The 21002-nt window shown below is 60.5% G+C and carries 17 protein-coding genes; 13 read left to right on the top strand and 4 right to left on the bottom strand.

What is annotated here, in order from left to right:
• Nucleotides 1-126 precede the first annotated feature (126 nt).
• From ISN39_RS00665 to ISN39_RS00650, 4 genes are all read left to right on the top strand, one after another.
• Nucleotides 127-1113 (top strand): ABC transporter substrate-binding protein, encoded by a 987-nt coding sequence (locus tag ISN39_RS00665; protein ID WP_183927724.1) that lies wholly within the window; start codon nt 127-129, stop codon nt 1111-1113.
• Between the two features lie 121 nt (nt 1114-1234).
• Nucleotides 1235-2785, top strand: coding sequence for a sugar ABC transporter ATP-binding protein (locus ISN39_RS00660; RefSeq protein WP_194728834.1), 1551 nt, complete (start codon nt 1235-1237; stop codon nt 2783-2785).
• A 31-nt stretch (nt 2786-2816) separates the two neighbouring features.
• On the top strand, nt 2817-3791 hold the full coding sequence (locus ISN39_RS00655; protein ID WP_074066529.1) for an ABC transporter permease: 975 nt from the start codon (nt 2817-2819) through the stop codon (nt 3789-3791).
• Between the two features lie 66 nt (nt 3792-3857).
• Nucleotides 3858-4877, top strand: a complete 1020-nt coding sequence (locus ISN39_RS00650; protein ID WP_194728833.1) for a zinc-binding alcohol dehydrogenase family protein — start codon at nt 3858-3860, stop codon at nt 4875-4877.
• Here the strand turns inward: ISN39_RS00650 and ISN39_RS00645 are convergent.
• Both ISN39_RS00645 and ISN39_RS00640 read right to left on the bottom strand, forming a co-directional pair.
• Nucleotides 4874-5596, bottom strand: coding sequence for a copper homeostasis protein CutC (locus ISN39_RS00645; RefSeq protein ID WP_194728832.1), 723 nt, complete (start codon nt 5594-5596; stop codon nt 4874-4876). The genes ISN39_RS00650 and ISN39_RS00645 overlap by 4 nt on opposite strands.
• Before the next feature lie 32 nt (nt 5597-5628).
• Entirely contained in the window at nt 5629-6840 is a 1212-nt protein-coding gene (locus tag ISN39_RS00640) for a LysR family transcriptional regulator (protein ID WP_194728831.1), read from the bottom strand.
• Between the two features lie 414 nt (nt 6841-7254).
• Between ISN39_RS00640 and ISN39_RS00635 the strand changes: the two genes are divergently transcribed.
• The 6 genes from ISN39_RS00635 to ISN39_RS00610 all read left to right on the top strand — a co-directional run bounded on the left by ISN39_RS00635 (nt 7255) and on the right by ISN39_RS00610 (nt 13976).
• Nucleotides 7255-8163 carry an ABC transporter substrate-binding protein gene (locus ISN39_RS00635; RefSeq protein WP_194728830.1) on the top strand — a complete coding sequence of 303 codons (909 nt, stop codon included), beginning with the start codon at nt 7255-7257 and terminating at the stop codon, nt 8161-8163.
• 61 nt (nt 8164-8224) lie between these two features.
• Entirely contained in the window at nt 8225-9391 is a 1167-nt protein-coding gene (locus ISN39_RS00630) for an ABC transporter permease (RefSeq protein ID WP_194728829.1), read from the top strand.
• Entirely contained in the window at nt 9388-10332 is a 945-nt protein-coding gene (locus ISN39_RS00625) for an ABC transporter ATP-binding protein (protein WP_194728828.1), read from the top strand. Before ISN39_RS00630 ends, ISN39_RS00625 begins: the two co-directional genes overlap by 4 nt.
• Nucleotides 10329-11078, top strand: coding sequence for an ABC transporter permease (locus ISN39_RS00620; protein ID WP_194728827.1), 750 nt, complete (start codon nt 10329-10331; stop codon nt 11076-11078). Before ISN39_RS00625 ends, ISN39_RS00620 begins: the two co-directional genes overlap by 4 nt.
• A gap of 47 nt (nt 11079-11125) precedes the next feature.
• On the top strand, nt 11126-11521 hold the full coding sequence (locus tag ISN39_RS00615) for a VOC family protein (RefSeq protein WP_194728826.1): 396 nt from the start codon (nt 11126-11128) through the stop codon (nt 11519-11521).
• 10 nt (nt 11522-11531) lie between these two features.
• Nucleotides 11532-13976, top strand: a complete 2445-nt coding sequence (locus ISN39_RS00610) for a glycoside hydrolase family 2 protein (protein ID WP_194728825.1) — start codon at nt 11532-11534, stop codon at nt 13974-13976.
• Between the two features lie 60 nt (nt 13977-14036).
• Here ISN39_RS00610 and ISN39_RS00605 read toward each other — a convergent pair whose 3' ends face one another.
• Nucleotides 14037-14426, bottom strand: coding sequence for a PRC-barrel domain-containing protein (locus ISN39_RS00605; protein ID WP_074066519.1), 390 nt, complete (start codon nt 14424-14426; stop codon nt 14037-14039).
• Between the two features lie 230 nt (nt 14427-14656).
• Between ISN39_RS00605 and ISN39_RS00600 the strand changes: the two genes are divergently transcribed.
• The 3 genes from ISN39_RS00600 (at nt 14657) to ISN39_RS00590 (ending at nt 19265) form a co-directional block, all read left to right on the top strand.
• Nucleotides 14657-16357, top strand: a complete 1701-nt coding sequence (locus tag ISN39_RS00600) for a long-chain fatty acid--CoA ligase (protein ID WP_194728824.1) — start codon at nt 14657-14659, stop codon at nt 16355-16357.
• A 138-nt stretch (nt 16358-16495) separates the two neighbouring features.
• Nucleotides 16496-18121: a glucose-6-phosphate isomerase gene (gene pgi, locus ISN39_RS00595; protein ID WP_194728823.1), complete on the top strand. Its 1626-nt coding sequence runs from the start codon at nt 16496-16498 to the stop codon at nt 18119-18121.
• 259 nt (nt 18122-18380) lie between these two features.
• The gene (locus ISN39_RS00590) at nt 18381-19265 is read left to right on the top strand and encodes a nucleotidyltransferase domain-containing protein (RefSeq protein ID WP_348651962.1); all 885 of its coding nucleotides are present in this window, start codon (nt 18381-18383) and stop codon (nt 19263-19265) included.
• Between the two features lie 323 nt (nt 19266-19588).
• Here the strand turns inward: ISN39_RS00590 and ISN39_RS00585 are convergent, their stop codons facing one another.
• Nucleotides 19589-20602 carry a PQQ-dependent sugar dehydrogenase gene (locus tag ISN39_RS00585; RefSeq protein ID WP_194728822.1) on the bottom strand — a complete coding sequence of 338 codons (1014 nt, stop codon included), beginning with the start codon at nt 20600-20602 and terminating at the stop codon, nt 19589-19591.
• Between the last annotated feature and the right edge of the window lie 400 nt (nt 20603-21002).

The raw sequence follows: 21002 nt of genomic DNA, 5'->3' as shown, positions 1-21002 counted from the left end.
CCACTTGCAATTTGAAAAGGCCTCGGCTAACTTCCTTCGGCATCTGTTTTTTATAGATAAAAATCGTCCGCCTGCGTTCAGCGGTCTGGTTTCTTGGAGGAGAACGCACCTGAGAGGAGAACCCACATGCGCATGAAATCCATTCTGTCTCGTCGAGCCTTCACGGCTCTCGCGGGCGCCGCCGTCATCGCAACTGCAATGCCGGTCCCATCCTTCGCAGCCGACGTGACGATCCCGATCATCGTCAAGGATACGACGTCCTTCTACTGGCAGATCGTGCTCGCCGGCGCCCGCAAGGCCGGCAAGGATCTCGGCGTCAACGTCCCGGAACTCGGCGCGCAGGCCGAATCCGACATCAATGGCCAGATCAGCATTCTTGAAAACGCCGTCGCTGGCAAACCCGCCGCCGTCGTCATTTCGCCGACCGAGTTCAAGGCGCTCGGCAAGCCGATCGACGAAGCCGCCAAATCGGTTCCGATCATCGGTATCGACTCTGCCGCCGATTCCAAGGCATTCAAGTCGTTCCTGACGACGGACAACGTTCAGGGCGGCCGTATCGCAGCTGACGGTCTGGCTGCAGCCATCAAGGAAATGACGGGCAAGGAAGAGGGCGAAGTGGTGATCCTCACCAATCTTCCGGGCGTCGGCTCGCTCGAGCAGCGCCGCGAAGGTTTCCTGGATCAAGTGAAGACCAAGTATCCCGGCCTGAAGGTCATTGCCGACAAATACGGTGATGGCCAGGCAACGACCGGTCTCAACATGATGACCGACCTGATCACCGCCAACCCGAACCTCGTCGGGGTCTTTGCTTCCAACCTGATCCTGGGGCAGGGTGTTGGCCAGGCGATCGCTGAAAACAAGCTCGGCGACAAGATCAAGGTCGTCGCCTTCGACAGCGACGAGAAGACCGTCGGCTTCCTGAAGGAAGGCGCGCTGGCCGCCCTCGTCGTACAGGACCCCTATCGCATGGGCTATGACGGCATAAAGACCGCGCTTGCGGTTTCGAAGGGCGAGAAGGTCGAAGAAAACGTCGATACCGGCGCGAACCTCGTCACCAAGGCGAACATGAGCGATCCGAAGATCGATGCGCTGATCAATCCGAAGATCCAGTAAACACGAGCCAAGGCTGCGCGCGAGAAATTCCGCGCAGCCTTTTCTTCACCTGTGTTATCGTTTTCCCGAGGGGTGCGGATCGCTGGTGGAGGAGACAGCAATTCGTGAGGAGGAGACGTCCATGAGCCTGGAAGAGGTCAGTCATCGCCACGACGACAGCGCGACACTGAAAGAGGCAAACCGCATTCCTGCAGGCTCACCGATCCTCGAGCTCAGGGCGTTACAGAAGAATTATGGCTATGTCCAAGCGCTAAAGCCCGCGACGATGACGTTTCTGGCCGGCGAAATTCATGCGATTGTCGGCGAAAACGGTGCGGGCAAATCAACCCTCATCAAGCTGTTGACCGGTGTGATCAGCCGAACCGCCGGGGAAGTTTTCTGGTGCGGCCATCCCGTTGCACTTGCGACGCCGAACGAGGCGATCGCGCGCGGCATCAACGCCGTCCACCAGGAGGTGGTGCTCTGCCCGCACCTGACGGTTGCGGCCAATCTCTTTCTCGGCGACGAAGTCAACCAGTACGGCCTCATGCGAAAGAAGCAGATGGTCAAGATGGCACAGGCCGTCCTCGACGATCTCGGCTTCGGCCTGCCCGCAAATGTCCTGCTGAGTGCGCTCACCATCGGCCAGCAGCAGCTCGTTGCAACGGCACGCGCAGCTATGCGCGGTACGCAGTTCCTCATCTTCGACGAGCCGACGGCTTATCTTACCCGACAGGAATCTGCACAACTCTTCAAGCTCATCCGTCGCCTGCAGGGCGAAGGCGTGACAATCGTCTACATCAGCCACCGCATGGAAGAAGTTTTCGAGCTTGCCGACCGCGTATCGGTGCTGCGCGACGGCACCCATGTCGGCACGCGCGCGATCGGCGAGACGAACGAGGCGGAACTGATCGCACTGATGATCAACCGCTCGATCGAACAGATCTATCACAAGGAAGAAATTCCGATCGGCGAAACGATCCTTGATGTACGCGGGCTTTCGGGGCCTGGTTTCGAGGACGTATCGCTGACCGTGAAGGCCGGCCAGATCGTCGGGCTTTACGGCCTGATCGGGGCAGGACGCAGCGAATTCGCACTCGGCCTCTACGGCCGCGAAAAGACGACGGCCGGCGAAATCCGCTGGATGGGCAAGCAGGTCGATATCAAGAACGAACGCACGGCGATGGAGCTCGGGATCGCGCTTGCGCCCGAGAGCCGCCGCGATCAGGGGCTCTGCCTCAACCTGTCTATCAGTCTCAACATCAACTTGCCGGTCTTCAAGAGGCTGAGCAAAGGCCCGGTCATCAGCCACAGCGAAGAATCGGAGAATTCCGACCGGCAGATTCGCAATCTTTCAATCAAGACCCCGAGCCGCCGTGTGCTCGCGTCCAGCATGTCCGGCGGCAACCAGCAAAAGGTCGTCATCGGCAAATGGCTCAGCCACGGCGCACGCCTGTTCATCTTCGACGAGCCAACGGTTGGTGTCGATGTCGGCACAAAGGCGGAAATCTACCGGCTGTTTGCCAAGCTTCTGAAGGAAGGCGCAGGCATCATCCTGATCTCGTCCTACCTGCCGGAAGTCTACGAGCTTGCTGACCGGCTGCACGTTTTCCGCCGCGGCCAGTTGGTCGCAAGCCACGACTACCACGCCGCGACGCATGAAGAAGTGCTCGGCGAAGCGATCGGCGTCTGAGTAAAAGAATAAGAGGGAGAGAGAAAAACCAATGACTGTAACCCCCACGGAAATCGTCGCCCCGCCGCCGCGCCGAAAAGTGAACATCCTATTTAGCTTGACCCTGATCGGGCTGCTTCTCTTCCTCTGGATCCTCCTCGGCATCGTCACCGTCAGCTTCTGGACGCCGCTCAATATTTCGAACCTGCTGCGGCAGGGCGCGATGACGGCAATCCTGGCGCTCGGCCAGACCTTCGTTATCATTACGGCCGGCATCGACCTATCCGTCGGCGCCATCGTCGGCTTTGCCGGTGTCATCCTCGCGTGGCTTCTGCAGGCAGGGGTCCCGGTGTGGGCATCCGTCGTCATAACGCTGCTGATCGGGGTCGGGATCGGAGCCTTTCACGGCTTCGGCATCGTCAAGATGGGTCTGCCGCCGTTCATCATCACCTTGGCGACGCTGACCTCGTTGCGCGGTATCGGATTGCTCATCACCAACGGATCGACGATCAATATCGTCAACGAGCCCTTCACGAACTTCGCCCGCGCCAACTTTCTCGGCGTGCCGAGCCTCTTCTGGATGGTCATACTCGTTGCGGTTCCGTCCTTCGTCTTCCTGCATCTGAGCCGCTGGGGTCGCTATCTTTTCGCGGTCGGCTCCAACCGCGAAGCTGCCCGCCTTTCGGGCGTGCGCGTCGACGGCATGATCTATCTCGCCTATATTCTCTCGGCGACCTTCGCCGCCTTCGTCGGCGTGCTGCTTGCCTCGCGCATCGCGATCGGCAACGCGACCCAGGCCGACGGGTGGGAACTGCAGGCGATCGCCTCTTCCGTTATCGGCGGGACCAGCCTTTTCGGTGCGATCGGCTCGGTTCATGGTCCGTTGATCGGCGCCTTCATCCTGGCCACGATCAACAACGGCGCGAACCTCCTGAACGTCAACTCCTTCTGGCAGCGTATCATCACCGGTCTGCTGATCATCGTGATCGTCTATTTCGATCAGTTGCGCCGCCGCCGGAGCCAGTGAGATCGAAGAAACATCGTGAAGCCGGTCCAGGACCGGCTTCTTCATGTTCTGAATGCGAGACACATCATGAAAGCAGTGCTTTGCCAGAAGCCCGGCGTGCTCGAAATGGTCGAGCACCCCTCCCCCGGAACGCCTGCCCCCGGTTGGGTCCGGCTTGCCGTCAGCCACGTCGGCATTTGCGGCACGGACTATCACATCTTCGAAGGCAAACACCCCTTCCTCGAATATCCGCGCGTCATGGGCCACGAAATCTCGGCAACCGTGCTCGAGGCGGGTGACGGTGTCACGATGACTGCCCGAACGCCGGTGATCGTCAATCCTTACCTTTCCTGCGGCAACTGCATTGCCTGCCGGCAAGACAAACCGAACTGCTGCACGAGTATCAAGGTGCTCGGCGTCCACACCGATGGAGCGTTCTGCGAAGAGATCACCGTTCCGGCCGGCAATCTCTATGCCGCGAAAGGCTTGAGCCTCGAGGCGGCAGCAACCGTCGAGTTCCTGGCGATCGGCGCACACGCCGTCCGACGTTCGATGGCGCGCGCCGGCTCGCGCTCGCTGGTCATCGGCGCAGGTCCTATCGGGCTTGGGGCTGCAATCTTCTCACGGATTGCCGGACATGACGTAACGCTGCTCGACACCAGTGCCGAACGGTTGCAGATGGCTTCGGAGCGATTCGGCTTCGTCTCCGGCATTGTCGCCAATGACGAAACGGCGGAAGCCGTGAAGGCGAAGACGGACGGCGACGGCTTCGATGCCGTGTTCGACGCGACGGGCTACGGTCCTTCGATGGAGAAGGCTTTCAGTTTCGTGGCGCATGGCGGCGCGCTGGTGCTGGTTAGCGTCGTGAAGGACGACATCCGCTTTTCCGACCCGGAATTCCACAAGCGCGAAATGACGGTCATCGGCAGCCGCAATGCGACGCGCGCCGACTTCGAGCATGTCGCGGATTCGATCGCCAAAGGTCTGGTACCGGTCGACAAGCTGATCACGCACCGCACGACCCTTGCCGACGCGCCGCGCGACCTCCCCCGCTGGACGCATGAAAAGACCGGCCTCATCAAGGCCGTCATCAAAGTGGCCGCTTAAGCCGCGTCGATCGCCTGGCGCATCTGCCGGACGACCGCGACATCGGTTTGATTGGAGGCCGGTGTCTCGAAGCCGAAATAAACGGCACGCGGATCCACGCTTGCTGCCGGCGAACTGCAGGAGCCATGGATCTCGCGGGCGCCCGTTGCGCGCAGAATTTCCGCAACATTGCCGGGGCGCACGCCGCTGCCCGGCATGACCGATATCCGGCCGGCGGCCTTTGCGGAGATACGCTTCAGCGTTTCGAGGCCGTCCATCGCTTTCGGTGTGCAGCCGGAGGTGAGGATGCGTTCGCAGCCAAGCTCGACGGCCTGCTCCAGCGCAACATCGGCATCCGGCACGAGGTCGAAGGCGCGATGCAGCGTAGAGCCCAGACCGGCAGCATGCTTTTTCAAGCGGTGGATGAGCGGCATGTCCAGCGTTCCGTCGGGGCGGTTGGCGCCGATGACAACGCCGGCGAGGCCGAAAGCGCGGACGGCATCGATATCCGCCAGCATTACATCCTCGTCCGCTGCATCGAAGATGAAGGGCCCGGAATGCGGACGGATCATCGCGTAGACTGGGATCGCAGCTGAGGCTGCGGCTTTCATGAGACCTGCGACCGGCGTCAGGCCGCCCAGCTCGAGCGCCGAGCAAAGTTCGATACGGCCCGCGCCGCCTTCGATTGCGGCAGCAAGGCCTTTCGGGCTGTCCACGCACACTTCCAGCAAAGCCGGCATCTTCTAATCTCCTTCATCCGCCGACAGCCTCTTTAGGCGACAGCAGCGGTTTTTGCGACAGGCTCCGAGATGATCTTGTGCACGGCTGCAGAAATCATGGCGCAGGCATCCGCCGATGCTTTCCGATGATTGAAGGCGACATGATAGGAAATCGGGATGTGTTCTGCGAGTTCGACAATACGGACGCGATCGGCGATCGGCAACGCGCTGACGCGTCCGAGGAAAGAGACATAGCCGTGGTTCGCGACGAGATCGACGATCACCGGCAGTGAATCCGCCGCCATGATATCCTGGTTGCGAAAGCGGCGGCTTACGGTCCGCTCGCGGCTCAGTGCGGTTGCGGCATCGCCCAGGCCGGTTCGCTCGCTCGGCGTGCAGATGGGATGCTCGGCCACCAGATCGGCGACAGTCAGCCCCGTACTTCCCGGCGGCGCGATTGCCACCAGATCGGTGCGAAGGAGTTCGCGATGTCCGAAGCTTTCCAGCTCGAACACCGAATCCAGGATCGCCACGTCGATGCGGCCAGATCTCAGGGCTTCCCGCAGATCATCGGCAGTCATGGAGATCAGCGAAATGGCATTCTTGCTGCGCCCCGCATTCCAATCGGCCACCACAGCGCCCAGGCAGCGCGCAACCCAGCTTTCCGCACCCGTCGGAATGATCGATCCGATACGCAGCGAACGCGCCGCACGCCGATAGCGTTCGTCGGCCGCTGATTTGAGATCATTCCAGGCCTGGCTCACCGCCGAAAAGATGCCGTAGACCCGCCTTCCGTTCTCGGTCAGCGTCGAGCCCTGCGCCTGACGTTCGAGAAGCTGATGACCGACGAACTTCTCAAGGTTGGCGATCTGCAATGAAAGTTGCGGCTGGCCAAGCTGAAGACGCCGGGCGGCACGATTGATGCTGCCCTGATCCGCGACCTCCAGAAAGCGCTCGATCGTCACGAGCTTGACCGGAATGCGCGATGCCCAGCTTTCGAAGGTTTCGGCGCGTTCGCCGGCGAGTTCATAAAGCTGCTCGACCGCGTGCATGATGGGCCGCAGCGCGTCACGCACCTTGCCGCTCGCGATCAGTTTGACGAGTTCACCGGAACTGCGCTTGGTCAACTTGATCGCAAGCTCACTCTCAAGATTGCTGACCGCCGCCGATACCGTGGAGGCCGCGAGCGAGAAGCGCCGCGCGGTTTCGCGAACTGAACCCGAGGAGAGAACGTGGCTGGCGACAAAAAGGGCACCGAGATGCAAGGCATTCTCCGGAAGTGACTGAAAAACCGGACGATATGATGTGTTCACGAAAAAAGATATCCCTGTTCCGGAATTGCCGGGCTATCGTCTTTTCGAGAACAATTCCGGGCGCGGCAGCACAGCCGATAAAGAGCACCGGAGGATTGCGGAAACACGCAAGGGGACAAAAACAAACCGCCGCGGCCTTGCAAAAGGAAATGCAGTTTCGCGCGCGGTGATGCTTTCACGGCCATAATCGCGCCGCGACTGCAGATACTGGAGAGGGGTTGCATCGATTTTTCGAGAGCGCACACTATTTCCATGATGCTCGTATGTCCGGCATGATCGCTTATGCGCTTTGGCCGGCGGATTTCATGCGCGAAGGTTCCGCCGAGCCCTCGCGACGGTCAAACGGTGTAACCAAGGGGACACTCCATGCTCAAGAAACTCGCGCTTGCCGTCTCACTTTCCGCTTTTGCTGCGGGTGCGGCCCATGCTGCCGACGTCGTCGTCTCGTCGAAGATCGATACGGAAGGCACGCTGCTCGGCAACGTCATTGCGCTGGCGCTGGAAGCCAGCGGCATCAAGACGCAGGATCGCATCGCACTGGGAGCGACGCCGGTCGTGCGCAAGGCGATCACGGCCGGCGAAATCGATATCTATCCGGAATATACCGGTAATGCCGGCTTCTTCTTCAACAAGGCCGATGATGCAGCCTGGAAGAATCTCGAGCAGGGCTACGATATGGCCAAGAAGCTCGACTACGATGCCAACAAGATCGTCTGGCTGGCCCCCTCGCCTGCCAACAACACCTGGGCGCTCGGCATTCGCAACGATGTCGCCGGTCCGAACAACCTCAAGACCATGTCCGATTTCGGCAAATGGGTGGCCGGTGGCGGCGATGCAAAGCTTGCAGCTTCGGCCGAGTTCGTGAACTCGGCCGGTGCGCTTCCCGCCTTCCAGACCACCTACGGCTTCCAACTCAAGCCCGACCAGATGGTCGTCCTTTCCGGCGGCGACACGGCAGCGACGATCAAGGCCGCCGCCGACCAGACGAACGGCGTCAACACCGCCATGGTCTATGGCACCGACGGCGCAATCGAAGCGGCCGAACTCACCGTCCTTGAAGACGATAAGAGCGTGCAGCAGGTCTACGCGCCGACCCCGATCATCCGCGAGGACGTGCTGAAGGCGAACCCGAAGATCGAGGAAATCCTCGCTCCGATCTTCAAGAGCCTGACGGCCGACGAACTGCGAAAGCTGAACGCCAGGATCCAGGTCGAGGGCGAGCCGGCAAAGTCTGTTGCCGAAACCTTTCTGAAGGAAAAGGGCTTCCTGAAGTAATCTCCTTACGCTCCGCCCTCATCGCAGGGCGGAGCGGCTGCTTTCCAGACAGGATGGATCGATGGAAGAAACCTTAGCGGTCCGCAAATTGGATCGGCTCGGCGTGGTTCTCGTGGCTGCCGGCATCATCGCCACGGCCCTTTTGCCCTTCATCTATGTGAAGGCAAACCGCATTGCCTCCGGCAAGCCGATGCTGCTTACGCAGCTTCTCGACCACCCTTCCATCATCATTCTAGCCATTCTGCTGGTCGCCACCGCATTTGCTACGCTCTTTGCAAAGAGCGCCCCGTTGCGGCTTGCGATAGCGACGCTTGGCCTGGCAGCACTTGTCGCGGCGATCGGTCTCGTTGCCGCGGCCTTTACTCCACCCAACAGCAATGCGGCGCGCATGACGCCGGGAGGCGGTTTCTGGGTGCTGTTTGCCGTCGTCGGTCTCATCATTTCGGATGCGCTCGTCAAGGTCCGCCTGACGCCGTGGATGCGGGTCGCCGCGCTGATCGGCTACACTGCGCTCTTGGCCGGTTGCCTTTCTTCCGGCTTGCTCGACAGCCTGTCGATCATGAAGGAGTTCGCAACGCGGTCTGCTCAATTCTGGTCCGAGGCGGTCGCCCATTCGCTGCTTGCCCTCGGTTCGCTTGCGATCGCGATCGTCGTCGGCTTGCCGCTCGGCATCTTCTGTTTCTGGGTACCGAAGCTGCGCGCCGCCGTGCTGCAGGGCCTCAGCCTGATCCAGACCATCCCGAGCCTTGCGCTCTTCGGCATCCTCATGCTGCCGCTCGGCTATATCGCAACGCATGTGCCGCTCGCAGCGGACTTCGGCATCCGCGGGATTGGCACGGCGCCGGCGCTGATCGCGCTCGTGCTCTATTCCTTGCTGCCGATCGTAGCCAATACGGTCGTCGGTCTTGAGGGCGTTGATCCTTCAGTGCGGGATGCAGCCGCCGGCATGGGACTGACGCGCCGGCAAATCCTGACCGGCATCGATATGCCGCTTGCCTTTCCGGTCATTCTCACCGGCATCCGCATCGTGCTCGTACAGGCGATCGGCCTTGTGACGATCGCAGCGCTCATCGGCGGCGGCGGGTTCGGCATCTTCATTTTCCAGGGCCTCGGGCAGACCGCCATGGATCTCGTCATGCTCGGTGCCGTGCCGACCGTCTTCTTCGCCTTTTCATCGGCCGTCATCCTCGATGCGGTCATAGACAGCATACGGGGATCGGCCGCATGACCATGATCGAGATCAGGAACGTCACCAAACGCTATGGCGCTGCAACCGTCGTCGATGGTGTCTCGATGAGTGTCGAGAAGGGTTCGATCACCGTCATCGTCGGCACGTCCGGTTCGGGCAAATCGACGCTGATGCGGATGATCAATCGGCTAGTCCCGATCACCGAAGGGCAGATCTTCGTCGCCGGGCAGAATGTCATGGACGTGCCGGCAACAGACCTCCGCCGCAAGATCGGCTACGCAATCCAGGGTCATGGGCTCTTTCCGCACCGGACCGTGGCGCAGAATATCGCAACCGTACCGGAACTGCTGGGCTGGGACGCAGGGCGCACCGCCGGGCGCGTCGACGAGCTCCTCGGTCTCTTCAATCTCGATCCGGCAAGTTTTGCCGAAAAATACCCCCATCAGCTTTCCGGCGGTCAGCAGCAACGCGTCGGTGTAGCCCGCGCGCTCGCCGCCGAACCAGAGCTACTGCTGATGGACGAGCCCTTTGGTGCGCTCGATCCAGTTATCCGCGGAAAGGCGCAGGACGATCTTCTGGCGATCCAGAAGCAGTTCGGCACGACCGTCATTCTCGTGACCCACGACATGGACGAGGCCTTCCACCTCGGCAACCAGATCGCCGTCATGAGCGAGGGCAGGCTGCTGCAATGCTCGACGCCGGAAAAGATACTGACCGAACCGGCCGACCCCTTCGTGCAACAGTTGACCGGTACCTCCGACAGGGCCTTGAAACTGATGTCGCTGCTGCCGCTCAAGGCAAGCATGGCGCCCGCCAAGACAGGGCTGCCTTACGCACTGCCGCAATCGATCAGCCTTCGGGACGCTCTCGCGGAAATGATCTGGCAAGGGGTCGAGGAAGCAGCTGTACAAGATGCCGACAGGGCTCCGGTCGGCTCCATCTCCATGACGCGGCTTCTCGAACTGGGCCGCAAGGCATGAAGCTTGTCGTCGCCAACCTCTTTCGTTTCACAGCGCTGGGGCTACTCCTGATCCTGCTTTTCAGGACCGAGTGGCTTTCCTTCATACTGGTGCCACTGACCAGCAACAACGCGCCGCCGGTCTACACGCAAAACAGCCTGCCATCGCTTGCCTTCGGCCACCTCCAACTGGTGGCCGTCTCGATCGTCGGCAGTGCCATTCTGGCGGTTCTGGCCGGCGTCTTCGTGACGCGGAAAAGCGGCGAGGATTTCCTGCCGCTCTCACGCGCGATCGCCAATGCCGGGCAGACCTTCCCGCCGGTCGCCGTGCTGGCGCTTGCCGTTCCGGCCACAGGCTTCGGCGCCGCTCCGACGCTGATCGCTCTCTTTCTCTATGGCCTGCTGCCGATCTTCGAGAATACCGTCTCCGGATTGCGTCAGGTTTCGCCGTCCGTTCTTGATGCCGCTGACGGCATGGGGATGGATGCGACACAGCGGCTTTTGCGCGTTGAGCTGCCGCTTGCGCTTCCGCTCATCCTTGAGGGACTAAAGGTCGCGACCGTCATCAATATCGGCACGGCGACGATCGGCTCGACGGTTGCGGCAAAGGGCCTTGGCGAGGTCATCATCGCTGGCCTGATCTCCGACAATACAGCCTTCATCCTGCAAGGCGGTCTCATCGTCGGCCTGATGGCCGTGCTGATCTACGATGCAATGGGGCTCATCGAAAGCGCGATAACGCAAAGAATAGGCTTGCGCCCCGCATAGCGGGAAAGCTACCAAGGCTGCCGCAATACCGGCAATGGGAGGCCGCCTTGGCAAAGATGATCCACTCCATGATCCGCGTACTCGACGAGGCGCGCTCCGTCGATTTCTACAGCAAGGTCTTGGGGCTGACAGTCGCCGATCGGGTCGATTTCGAGACCTTCACGCTGATCTATATGAGCAATGCCGAGACCGGATTCGAGCTGGAGCTGACGATCAACAAGGGCCGTACCGCATCCTACGACCTCGGCAACGGCTATGGTCACCTCGCCGTTTCGGTCGATGAGGTCGCCGTCGAACACGAGCGATTGACGAAAGCCGGCCTCAACCCCGGCAAGCTTGTCGAGCTCAACCGCGACGGCAAGCTCTTCGGCCTCTTCTTCTTCATCACCGATCCCGACGGCTACAAGATCGAAGTTCTGCAGCGTCACGGTCGTTTCCAGTAAGAGCACTCCCATGATCGAAAAAGCCGAACTTCACAGCGGCTGGACGCTCTCCTGCAACGATACAGGGCATCCCGGACTGCCCGAATTCATTCCCGCAGCCGTTCCCGGCTGTGTGCATCTCGACCTTCTGGCAAACCGGCTGATCCCCGACCCCTATCTCGACGTCAACGAGATCAGCAACGACTGGATCGGCAGAACGGAATGGACCTATCGCTGCAGCTTCGAAGCCGCCCCTGATGAACGCAAAGTTCATGAGCTGGTTTTCGACGGGTTGGATACGATCGCGACGATCCGACTGAACGGCGAGGAGGTGGCGCGAACCTTCAACCAGCATCGCACCTACCGCTTCGATGTTTCAGCGTTGCTGAAGGCCGGCGTCAACGAACTCAGCGTCACCTTCCATTCCGCCTATGCCCACGGTGCGGAGATGGAGAAGCGTTACGGCTACCGGCCCAACAATTATCCCGGGCCCGGCAACCTGATGCGCAAGATGGCCTGCAATTTCGGCTGGGACTGGGGGCCGACCTTGGTGACTGCGGGGATATGGAAGCCGGTGCGGCTGGAAAGCTGGGATCGGGCACGGCTCCTCGAGACCCGGGTATCGGCGACGCTTGCAGGGGGCGATGGCCTGGTGAAGGTCCATGCCAAGCTGACGCAGCATGGCGCATCGGGTGCATGCAGGATCGTCGCCGAGATTGCGGGCGTATTTCATACGGTCGAGATTGCGGAAGATGCCGGAGAGGTCAGCTTCGATATCCGCGTTCCATCGCCGCAGCTTTGGTGGCCGCATCATCTCGGCGCCCAGCCACTCTATCCGCTGAAGATCGAGTTGCGCGATAGCGTAAACGATGACTTACTCGATAGCTATTCCAAGGCGATCGGCTTTCGCTCTGTCCGGCTAGATACTGCGCCGGACGCACATGGCTCAGCCTTCACTTTCATCGTCAACGAGGTGCCGCTTTTCATCTGCGGCGCGAACTGGATTCCCGACGATTGCTTCCCCTCGCGTGTGACTTCGGACGGCTATGTCTCGCGCATCGCCGAGGCGAAGGCAGCAAACATCAATATGCTGCGCGTCTGGGGCGGCGGCATTTTCGAGCGCGATGGATTCTACGAGGCGTGCGACCGCGCCGGGATGCTGGTCTGGCAAGACTTCCTCTTTGCCTGTGCTGCCTATCCGGAGGAAGAGCCGCTTCGTAGCGAAGTGGAAGCCGAGGTACGTGACAATGTCGTCCGGCTGATGTCACATGCTTCGCTCATCGTCTGGAATGGCAACAATGAGAATATCTGGGGCTTCGACGAGTGGGGCTGGCGGCCGATCATCAAGGAGGGCGTTACCTGGGGGCTTGGCTATTATCTCGATCTGCTCCCGAAGCTGTGCGCCGAACTCGACCCCGACCGGCCCTATTATCCCGGTAGTCCCTATTCCGGCACGATGGATATCGCGCCCAATGCGGACGAACACGGGTGCAAGCATATCTGGGATGTGTGGAACGACGTCGGCTACGAGGTTTATCGCAACTACATCCCGCGCTTTTGCTCCGAATTCGGCTGGCAGGCACCGCCGAGTTGGGCGACGCTCGAAGAAAGCGTGCATGACAATCCGCTGACGCCGCAATCACATGGCGTCTTCCATCATCAAAAGGCGACACATGGCAACGAGCGGCTGATCCGCGGCCTTGCCGGCCATTTGCCCATACCGAAGACGATGGCCGACTGGCATTTCGCCACACAGTTGAACCAGGCGCGCGCGATCCGCTTCGCCGTCGAGCATATGCGCTCGAATCGCGGCATCTGCAAAGGTGCAGTGGTTTGGCAGTTCAACGATTGCTGGCCGGTAACCTCCTGGTCCGCACTCGATTCCGCGGGGCGGCGAAAGCCGCTCTGGTACGCCCTGCAACAGACTTTCGATCCGCGCCTTTTGACGATCCAGCCGCGGGGAGACAAGCTCGCCGCCATAGCCGTCAACGAGCGGACGCTTTTCTGGCGGTCGAAAATCAGCGGCAGGCGCATGAAGCTCGACGGGACGGTGCTTGCCGAATTCGAATTCTGGCGGCTGCTCTGCGACAGGTTCGAAGCCAAGGAATTCATCCTGCCGGACGACATCGCCACTCCAGATGCGGCTGATGACGAGGTGGTCGTCGTAGAGATGCTCGACAAACGAGCCTTCCACTATTTCGTCGAGGATGTCGACCTGAAGCTGCCGAGGCCGCAGTTTGGCGTCGCAGTCACGCTTGGTGTCGACGGCTGCGAGGTGAAGGTCACGGCCAGAACTTTTCTGAAGGATCTTTGCCTGATGGCCGACCGGCTCGATCCGACTGCGGTGGTGGATTCCATGCTTGTGTCCCTGCTGCCGGGCGAGAGCCACGTTTTCACGCTGAAGACGAAGAGGCTGATCTCTTCGGACGATATCGTCCCGGGCGTGGTTCTTCGCTCGGCCAACGATCTCCTTTGAAGACACCAAAAAGGCCCCGCCAGCCGCGGGGCCCTTTCCGGCTCGTTCGCGCGAACGACGTTACATCCAGTAAGGTGGCACGCCGTAGTAGTCATAGATTCGGCGGCTATTATCGTTGTACCAGTTGTCGTCATCGTCCGCGTAGCTCGGCGCGTTTTCGATCTCCTCCTTCGTGAGGTCGATACGGTAGCCGTCAAGCTGCGTGTCGTAGTTCAGCTTTTCCCAAGGCAGCGGGTAGTGGTCGTTGCCGATACCCAGGAAGCCGCCAAAGCTCATCACGGCATAGGCCACGCGGCCGTCCTGCTTTCCGATGATCAGGCGCTCGATCGAGCCGATGTGCTTGCCATCGGCGCCATAGACACGAGTGCCCTCAACGCGGTCACTTGCAATCAGCGACGGAGTATCCTTCACATTGGGATCGCGGCTGACATCAGCCTCTTCATTGAGCATTTCTGCTTCTCCTCACCTGTCAGTCATGGAAATAAAACGTGTCTTCGAACTCAAAAGTTCCCGGATTACCGGAGCGCCGGAAGCACGTTGACGTTTACGTCAAAGTTAGTGTAACTCTAATCCAGCTTGAACCGTTCAAGCATTGGCATAAGCTGCCCTTCGGAGGATGGAGGATCATCCGACCGGCAGCCGCAGACCGGCATCCGTTGCCGGATAGGGAGAGAGACACGATGAGCAGCATTTCCGTCCATCCAGGTGGCTCGAAGCGGGAAAAACCCTGGCTTGCCGCCTATCCCGCGATCGTTCCGGCCGAACTGCCGCCGCCCGAGCATGAATCGCTGGCGGATCTGCTGGACAAATCCTGCGGGACCTATGCAACCCGTGTTGCCTTTTCGAGCATGGGCAAGACGCTCACCTATCGGGAGCTTGGAGAGCAGACACGCAAGGTCGCAGCCTGGCTGCAAAGCATCGGTCTTCAGAAAGGCGATCGGGTCGCCGTGATGATGCCGAATGTGCTGCAGAACCCTATCGCGGTCTACGGCATCCTGCGCGCCGGCCTGGTCGTCGTGAATGTCAATCCACTCTATACGCCGCGCGAACTGGAACACCAGCTGCGCGATTCAGGCGCCAAGGCGATCTTCGTACTGGAGAACTTCGCCCGCACGGTCGAACAGGTGCTGGCAAAGACCGATGTGCGCCATGTGGTGGTGACTTCGCTTGGCGAAATGCTGGGTCCAAAGGGACTGATCGTCAATTTCGTCGTCCGCAAGGTGAAGAAGCTGGTCCCCTCCTGGTCGATCCCGCAGCACAAGACATTCAAGCAGATCTTGGGCGAAGGTGCACGCAAACCGCTGCAACCGCCGGCCATCGAGGGCAGCGATATCGCCTTCCTTCAATATACCGGCGGCACCACGGGTGTGGCCAAGGGTGCGGTGCTGACACACCAGAACCTGCTTGCCAACAAACGACAGCTGCAGCTTTGGCTGAAATCCGCCTTCGAGCTCAAGAAGCAGCCGGACGTGCTCAACTTCATGTGCGCACTGCCGCTTTATCACATCTTCGCGCTTACGGTGAATTCGCTGATGGGTATGTCGCTCGGCGCGCACAACATTCTGATCGCCAATCCGCGCGACATTCCGGGCTTTGTCAAAGAATTCGGCAAGTCGAACGTCCATATCTTCCCCGGCCTCAACACGCTGTTCAACGCGCTGATGAACAATGCCGATTTCGCCAAGCTCGATTTCTCCTCGCTCATCATGTCGCTGGGCGGCGGCATGGCGGTGCAGCGGCCGGTCGCCGAGCGCTGGCTGAAGATGACGGGCTCGCATATCACCGAGGGCTACGGCCTTTCCGAGACCTCGCCGGTCGCAACCGCCAACCGCTTCGATTCGCCGGAATTCACCGGCTCGATCGGCTTGCCTCTCCCCTCTACCGATGTCGACATCCGCGATGAAAACGGCAATTCCCTGCCGCTCGGCGAGATCGGCGAGATCTGCATCCGCGGCCCGCAGGTGATGGCCGGCTACTGGCAGAAGCCGGAGGAGACCGCGAAGGTGATGACGGCGGACGGCTTTTTCCGCAGCGGCGACATGGGCTTCATGGACGAGCGCGGCTACACCAAGATCGTTGACCGCAAGAAGGACATGATCCTGGTTTCCGGTTTCAACGTCTATCCGAACGAGATCGAGGAAGTCGCCGCCATGCACCCGGGCATCATCGAGGCCGCCGCGATCGGCGTGCCGGATGGCCATTCCGGCGAAGCGGTGAAACTCTTCGTGGTGCGGAAGGACCTGGCGCTGACCGAGGCCGATGTGAGGGCCCATTGTGCCGCCAACCTCACCAACTACAAGCGTCCCCGCCATATCGAATTCCGCACCGAATTGCCGAAATCGCCGGTCGGCAAGATTCTGCGCAAGGACCTGCGCGGCTGATTTTGACACCCGCATGAAATTTGAAGCCATCCGCCTGTGCGCGGGTGGCTTTTTTGCATTCCGGCGGTGGCTGAACTTGATTTACGCCCTACAAAGCGAATAGTTTCCGCAACCCTTTCCGCCTTCAAGGAGCCTCCCATGAATGTCATCGTCGAACAGCTGAAGAGCACTGCGGCCGCCACGAGGGCAACCGATATCCGCGACGCCTTCGCGGCCGATCCGCAGCGCTTCTCGCGCTTCACCGCCTCGCTCGACGACCTTTTGATGGACTATTCAAAGACCGCCGTGAACGACGAAATCCTGGCGCTTCTTGTCAAGCTCGCAGAAGAAGGCGGTGTGGAGAAGAAGCGCGAGGAAATGTTTTCCGGCAAGGCGATCAACTTCACAGAAGACCGCGCCGTTCTACACACTGCACTTCGCAACCGCTCCAACACGGCGGTGCTGGTCGACGGCAAGGATGTGATGCCGGATGTCAACGGCGTTCTCGCCGCCATGGGCAAGTTCGCCGACGGCATCCGCTCCGGCGCGCTGAAGGGCGCGACGGGCAAGCAGATCACCGACGTCGTCAATATCGGGATCGGCGGCTCGGACCTCGGCCCGGTCATGGCGACGCTGGCGCTCGCGCCCTTCCATGATGGCCCGCGCGCGCATTTCGTCTCCAACATCGACGGCGCCCATATCGCCGACATCCTGAAGCAGGTCCAGCCGGAAACGACGCTCTTCATCATTGCCTCGAAGACCTTCACGACGATCGAGACGATGACCAATGCGCAGACGGCGCGCAATTTCGTCGCCAAGGCGCTGGGTGAGGCTGCGGTGCAGCACCATTTCGCGGCCGTCTCGACGGCGCTCGACAAGGTCGCCGCCTTCGGCATCACGAGCGAACGCGTCTTCGGCTTCTGGGATTGGGTCGGTGGCCGCTATTCCATCTGGTCGGCCATCGGCCTGCCGCTGATGATCGCGATCGGACCGGAAAACTTCGGCAAGTTCCTCGACGGCGCGCATGCAATGGACAACCATTTCCGTAAGGCTCCGGTTACCGAAAACCTGCCGATGCTGCTCGGCCTCATCGGCTTTTACCATCGCAATGTGCTGGGGTATCCCACCCGTGCGATCCTGCCCTACGACCAGCGCCTTTCGCGCTTCCCGGCCTACCTGCAGCAGCTCGACATGGAATCCAACGGCAAGGGTGTGACGATCGACGGCACGCCGGTCGAGAGCAATTCCGGCCCGGTGGTCTGGGGCGAGCCTGGGACCAACGGCCAGCACGCATTCTTCCAACTCATCCACCAGGGAACGAGCATTATTCCCAGTGAATTCATGATCGCCGCCAATGCCTTCGAGCCGGAACTGCGCCACCAGCACCAATTGCTGATGGCCAATTGCCTGGCACAGTCCGAAGCGCTCATGAAGGGCCGCACTTTCGAGGAAGCCAAAGCGCAGCTCACAGCCAAGGGGATGGACGACAAGAAGGCCGATTTCATCGCGCCGCACCGGGTCTTCACCGGCAACCGGCCATCGATCACCTTCGTCTATGATAAACTGACGCCCTATGCGCTCGGCCGCCTGATTGCCCTCTACGAGCATCGCGTATTCGTCGAAGGCGTGCTCTTCCGCATCAACTCCTTCGACCAGTGGGGTGTCGAGCTCGGCAAGGAACTGGCGACCGGCCTGCTGCCGGTTATTGAAGGCACGGAGAGCGCGGCAGGACACGATAGCTCGACTCAGGGGCTTGTTGCATCATTGGCGAAGCTCGCCACGTAAGATCACTTGGATCCTTTGGGTTGCGCCCCTCGGCGATAGCTGTCGGATCCTCCTCCCAGCGGATGTGAGGAGGTATCTCGCCGAGCGGGCCGGCGTTGATCCGAACCGCAAGAGAAGCCCGCGACAGTGAGATTTCGCGCCGGAGACAAGGACAACCCTTTTCGCTTTGCGGGGAGAGGTGTACCAGGGAAATATGGTTGTAATCCATAACACGTGCGCGTAAAGAGTTTAGATGCGCAACAACCGATGAGCCGCTACGATGGATATGATTCCCACCGAAGGCTTCGACGCGGCAGTGACCCTGACAGACCATCTCGACCATCTGCCCGACAAGAAGCGACGGGAGCTTGCCCGGGTTCTGCAAATCCTGTTTTTCGAGGTCGAGCAGTTCCGCGCTACCAAGCTGTCCGCCAAGAAGGCGGCCGGCAAGGTCCTCATGGTCATCCTTTACGGCTCCTATGCCCGCGGCGACTGGGTCGAGGATCGCTCAAGCGGCTACCGTTCCGACTATGACCTTCTCATCGTCGTCAACACCAAGAGCTTTGCCGGGGAGCATGAGCTGTGGGAGACGCTGGAAGAACGGTTGCTGCAGGAGCAGATCAGCCACCGGATCGAAACACCGGTGATCCCGATCGTGCACTGCCTTTCAGACGTCAACGACCAGCTTTCGCGCGGTCGGCCGTTCTTTACCGACATCGCCAAAGACGGGATCGTGCTCTATGAGGAGCCGGGCCATCCCCTCGCCCAGCCGAAGGCGCTGACACCAGGGGAGGCGAAGGCCGAGGCACAGCGATATTTCGATAAATGGTTTGTCGATGCGTTTTACTGTGTCAGGCAGGCTGAAAATGCTGTTGCCGATCAGATGTCAAATCACGCAGCCTTTGATCTGCATCAGGCCACCGAACGCTTCTACCATTGCGTCTTGTTGACCCTGACCCTCTACAGCCCGAAGTCTCATCGGATCAAGGTACTGCGCTCGCAAGCCGAAAGCGCCGATGCGCGGCTGGTTTCCGCTTGGCCGCGCGACACTCGCTCTGCCCGCCGCTCATTCGTGAGCTGTTGTCGCGGGCTTATGTCGAGGCGCGCTATTCGTCGAGATACACGATCAGTAATGATGAGCTGCAATGGCTTGTTGCGCGCGTGAAGGACCTGCAGGCGCTTGTGGAGACTATCTGCAAGGAACGTCTTGGCGCATGAAGTCAGATCTCAGTATGTTGAGTGGTGCGAAAAGCACAGTTCCAAACTAGGCATTGTGCGGCTTTCGCAACACAGAACGAGAACATGTTCACCGAACGGACCATCGTTCAAGGTCGCATAAGGCGCAATGCGCAACCGGTGTCGGGAGGCTTTCGCAGCGTCTCGAAGTCCGCGGCAAGCTCGCCAATCTTGAACCCGACTACCTCGAAGCGCTCATCCGACCAACCACGCCGTTAACCTGACGGGTCCCCTCTAAGGAGCCCTCGGACGTCACCGCCTGAAGACGTAAATCGCGCCTCCGGCGTCGTCGGATACGAGGACGGAACCATCCGGCGCCTCCTTGACGTCCACGGGCCGTCCGACGCCTCTGGCGAAAGTCGTCGCGGAGACGGGGCGCCCCCCTTGGAAGCGCACCCGCACTACCTGACGGCCGACCGGAACAGACCTATCCCAACTGCCGTGCTCGGCAACCAGGGCGTCGCCGCCGAGGCTGCGGAAAAAATGGATTCCCAAGGTTGCGACATGTGCCTGAAAGTTGAAGACGGGCGAAATCTGCCGCGCGGGCGGCGACGCGTCCTCGAACCCTTTGAGCCGGATCTGGCCTCCGAAAAAGGGAAAGCCGTAAAAGCCGCCGGGCTGCAGCGCGTTCAGCTCGTCTGGTGGGATATCGTCGCCCATTCGGTCGGCGCCGTTGTCGGTAAAGAACATCGTGCCGCCGCGCCAGTCGAAGCCGACCGAATTGCGCACACCCCAGGCCACTCGTCGAAGGTCGGACCCGTCCTGGTCCATGCTGACGATCGTGCCTTGCAGCCCGCGCGGCAAGCAAATGTTGCAAGGCGATCCCAACGAGACATAGAGCCGGGAATCGGGACCGACGGCGATATAGCGAAAACTGTGGGCTCCCGAATTCGGCAAGTCTCGACGAATATCACGCCTACCGCTCAGAGCGCCCCCACGCCCGATGTTGAACGCGGTTACGCTGTTCCTCGAAGCAACGAACAAACGACCGCGGGAGCATGCGACTCCGTTCGGAGCGGAGAATCCGGAGGCAACCCGCCGGGCGAGGCCGCCGGAGAATGGCACGGCATAGACCGAGGAACCTTTGGTCCCGACGAACAATATGTCGCCGCAGACCGCCATTTCGCGCGCGGCGGGAACACGTGCGAGCAGCTCGGCCCGCGCCGGGCCGAGGGCCACGCCGGAGGCGACAGTCGCGACGGAGGCGAGCGCGAGAAATCCAATTCTAGCGGAGAGAAATCCGGCTTTAGGGGAAAAGACGTTCATCGGCGCCCTCCGAATACAAGCTGAATTGCTGGAAGGAATTGGAGCGGCTTAATTTCGTTTCAAGACGGAGCCCAGGCCTCACGGCGAAGTGATCTCCTGGATTGATGGGCGGCTCGGCCGCGGGCGTGGCGAAGCGCTCCAGAGCTGCCTGTCGCGCCGACGAGAACGTCAGGGCAGGCTTGGATGGAAGTTTGCCCTTTGTATTGCTTGCCGCTGGATCGATCGCGCCAAGAGGCAACTCCAATCCCTCGCCTTGAAAAGATTCGAGCTGCAGACCCCTGATAACACCGATGCCGGCGAGAACGTAGTCACGAGCCTATTCTTCGAATTGATCGACTGCCTCATAAGGGCGATTAGAAAACTATGGACCCATATTTTAGCCTGCTTGGGCTGCCGAATA

The organism is Rhizobium sp. 007 (genome assembly GCF_015353075.1).
Lineage (GTDB): Bacteria > Pseudomonadota > Alphaproteobacteria > Rhizobiales > Rhizobiaceae > Rhizobium.
The sequence above is the reverse complement of the archived record's forward strand: the minus strand, read 5'-3'. Positions and strand labels throughout refer to the sequence as shown.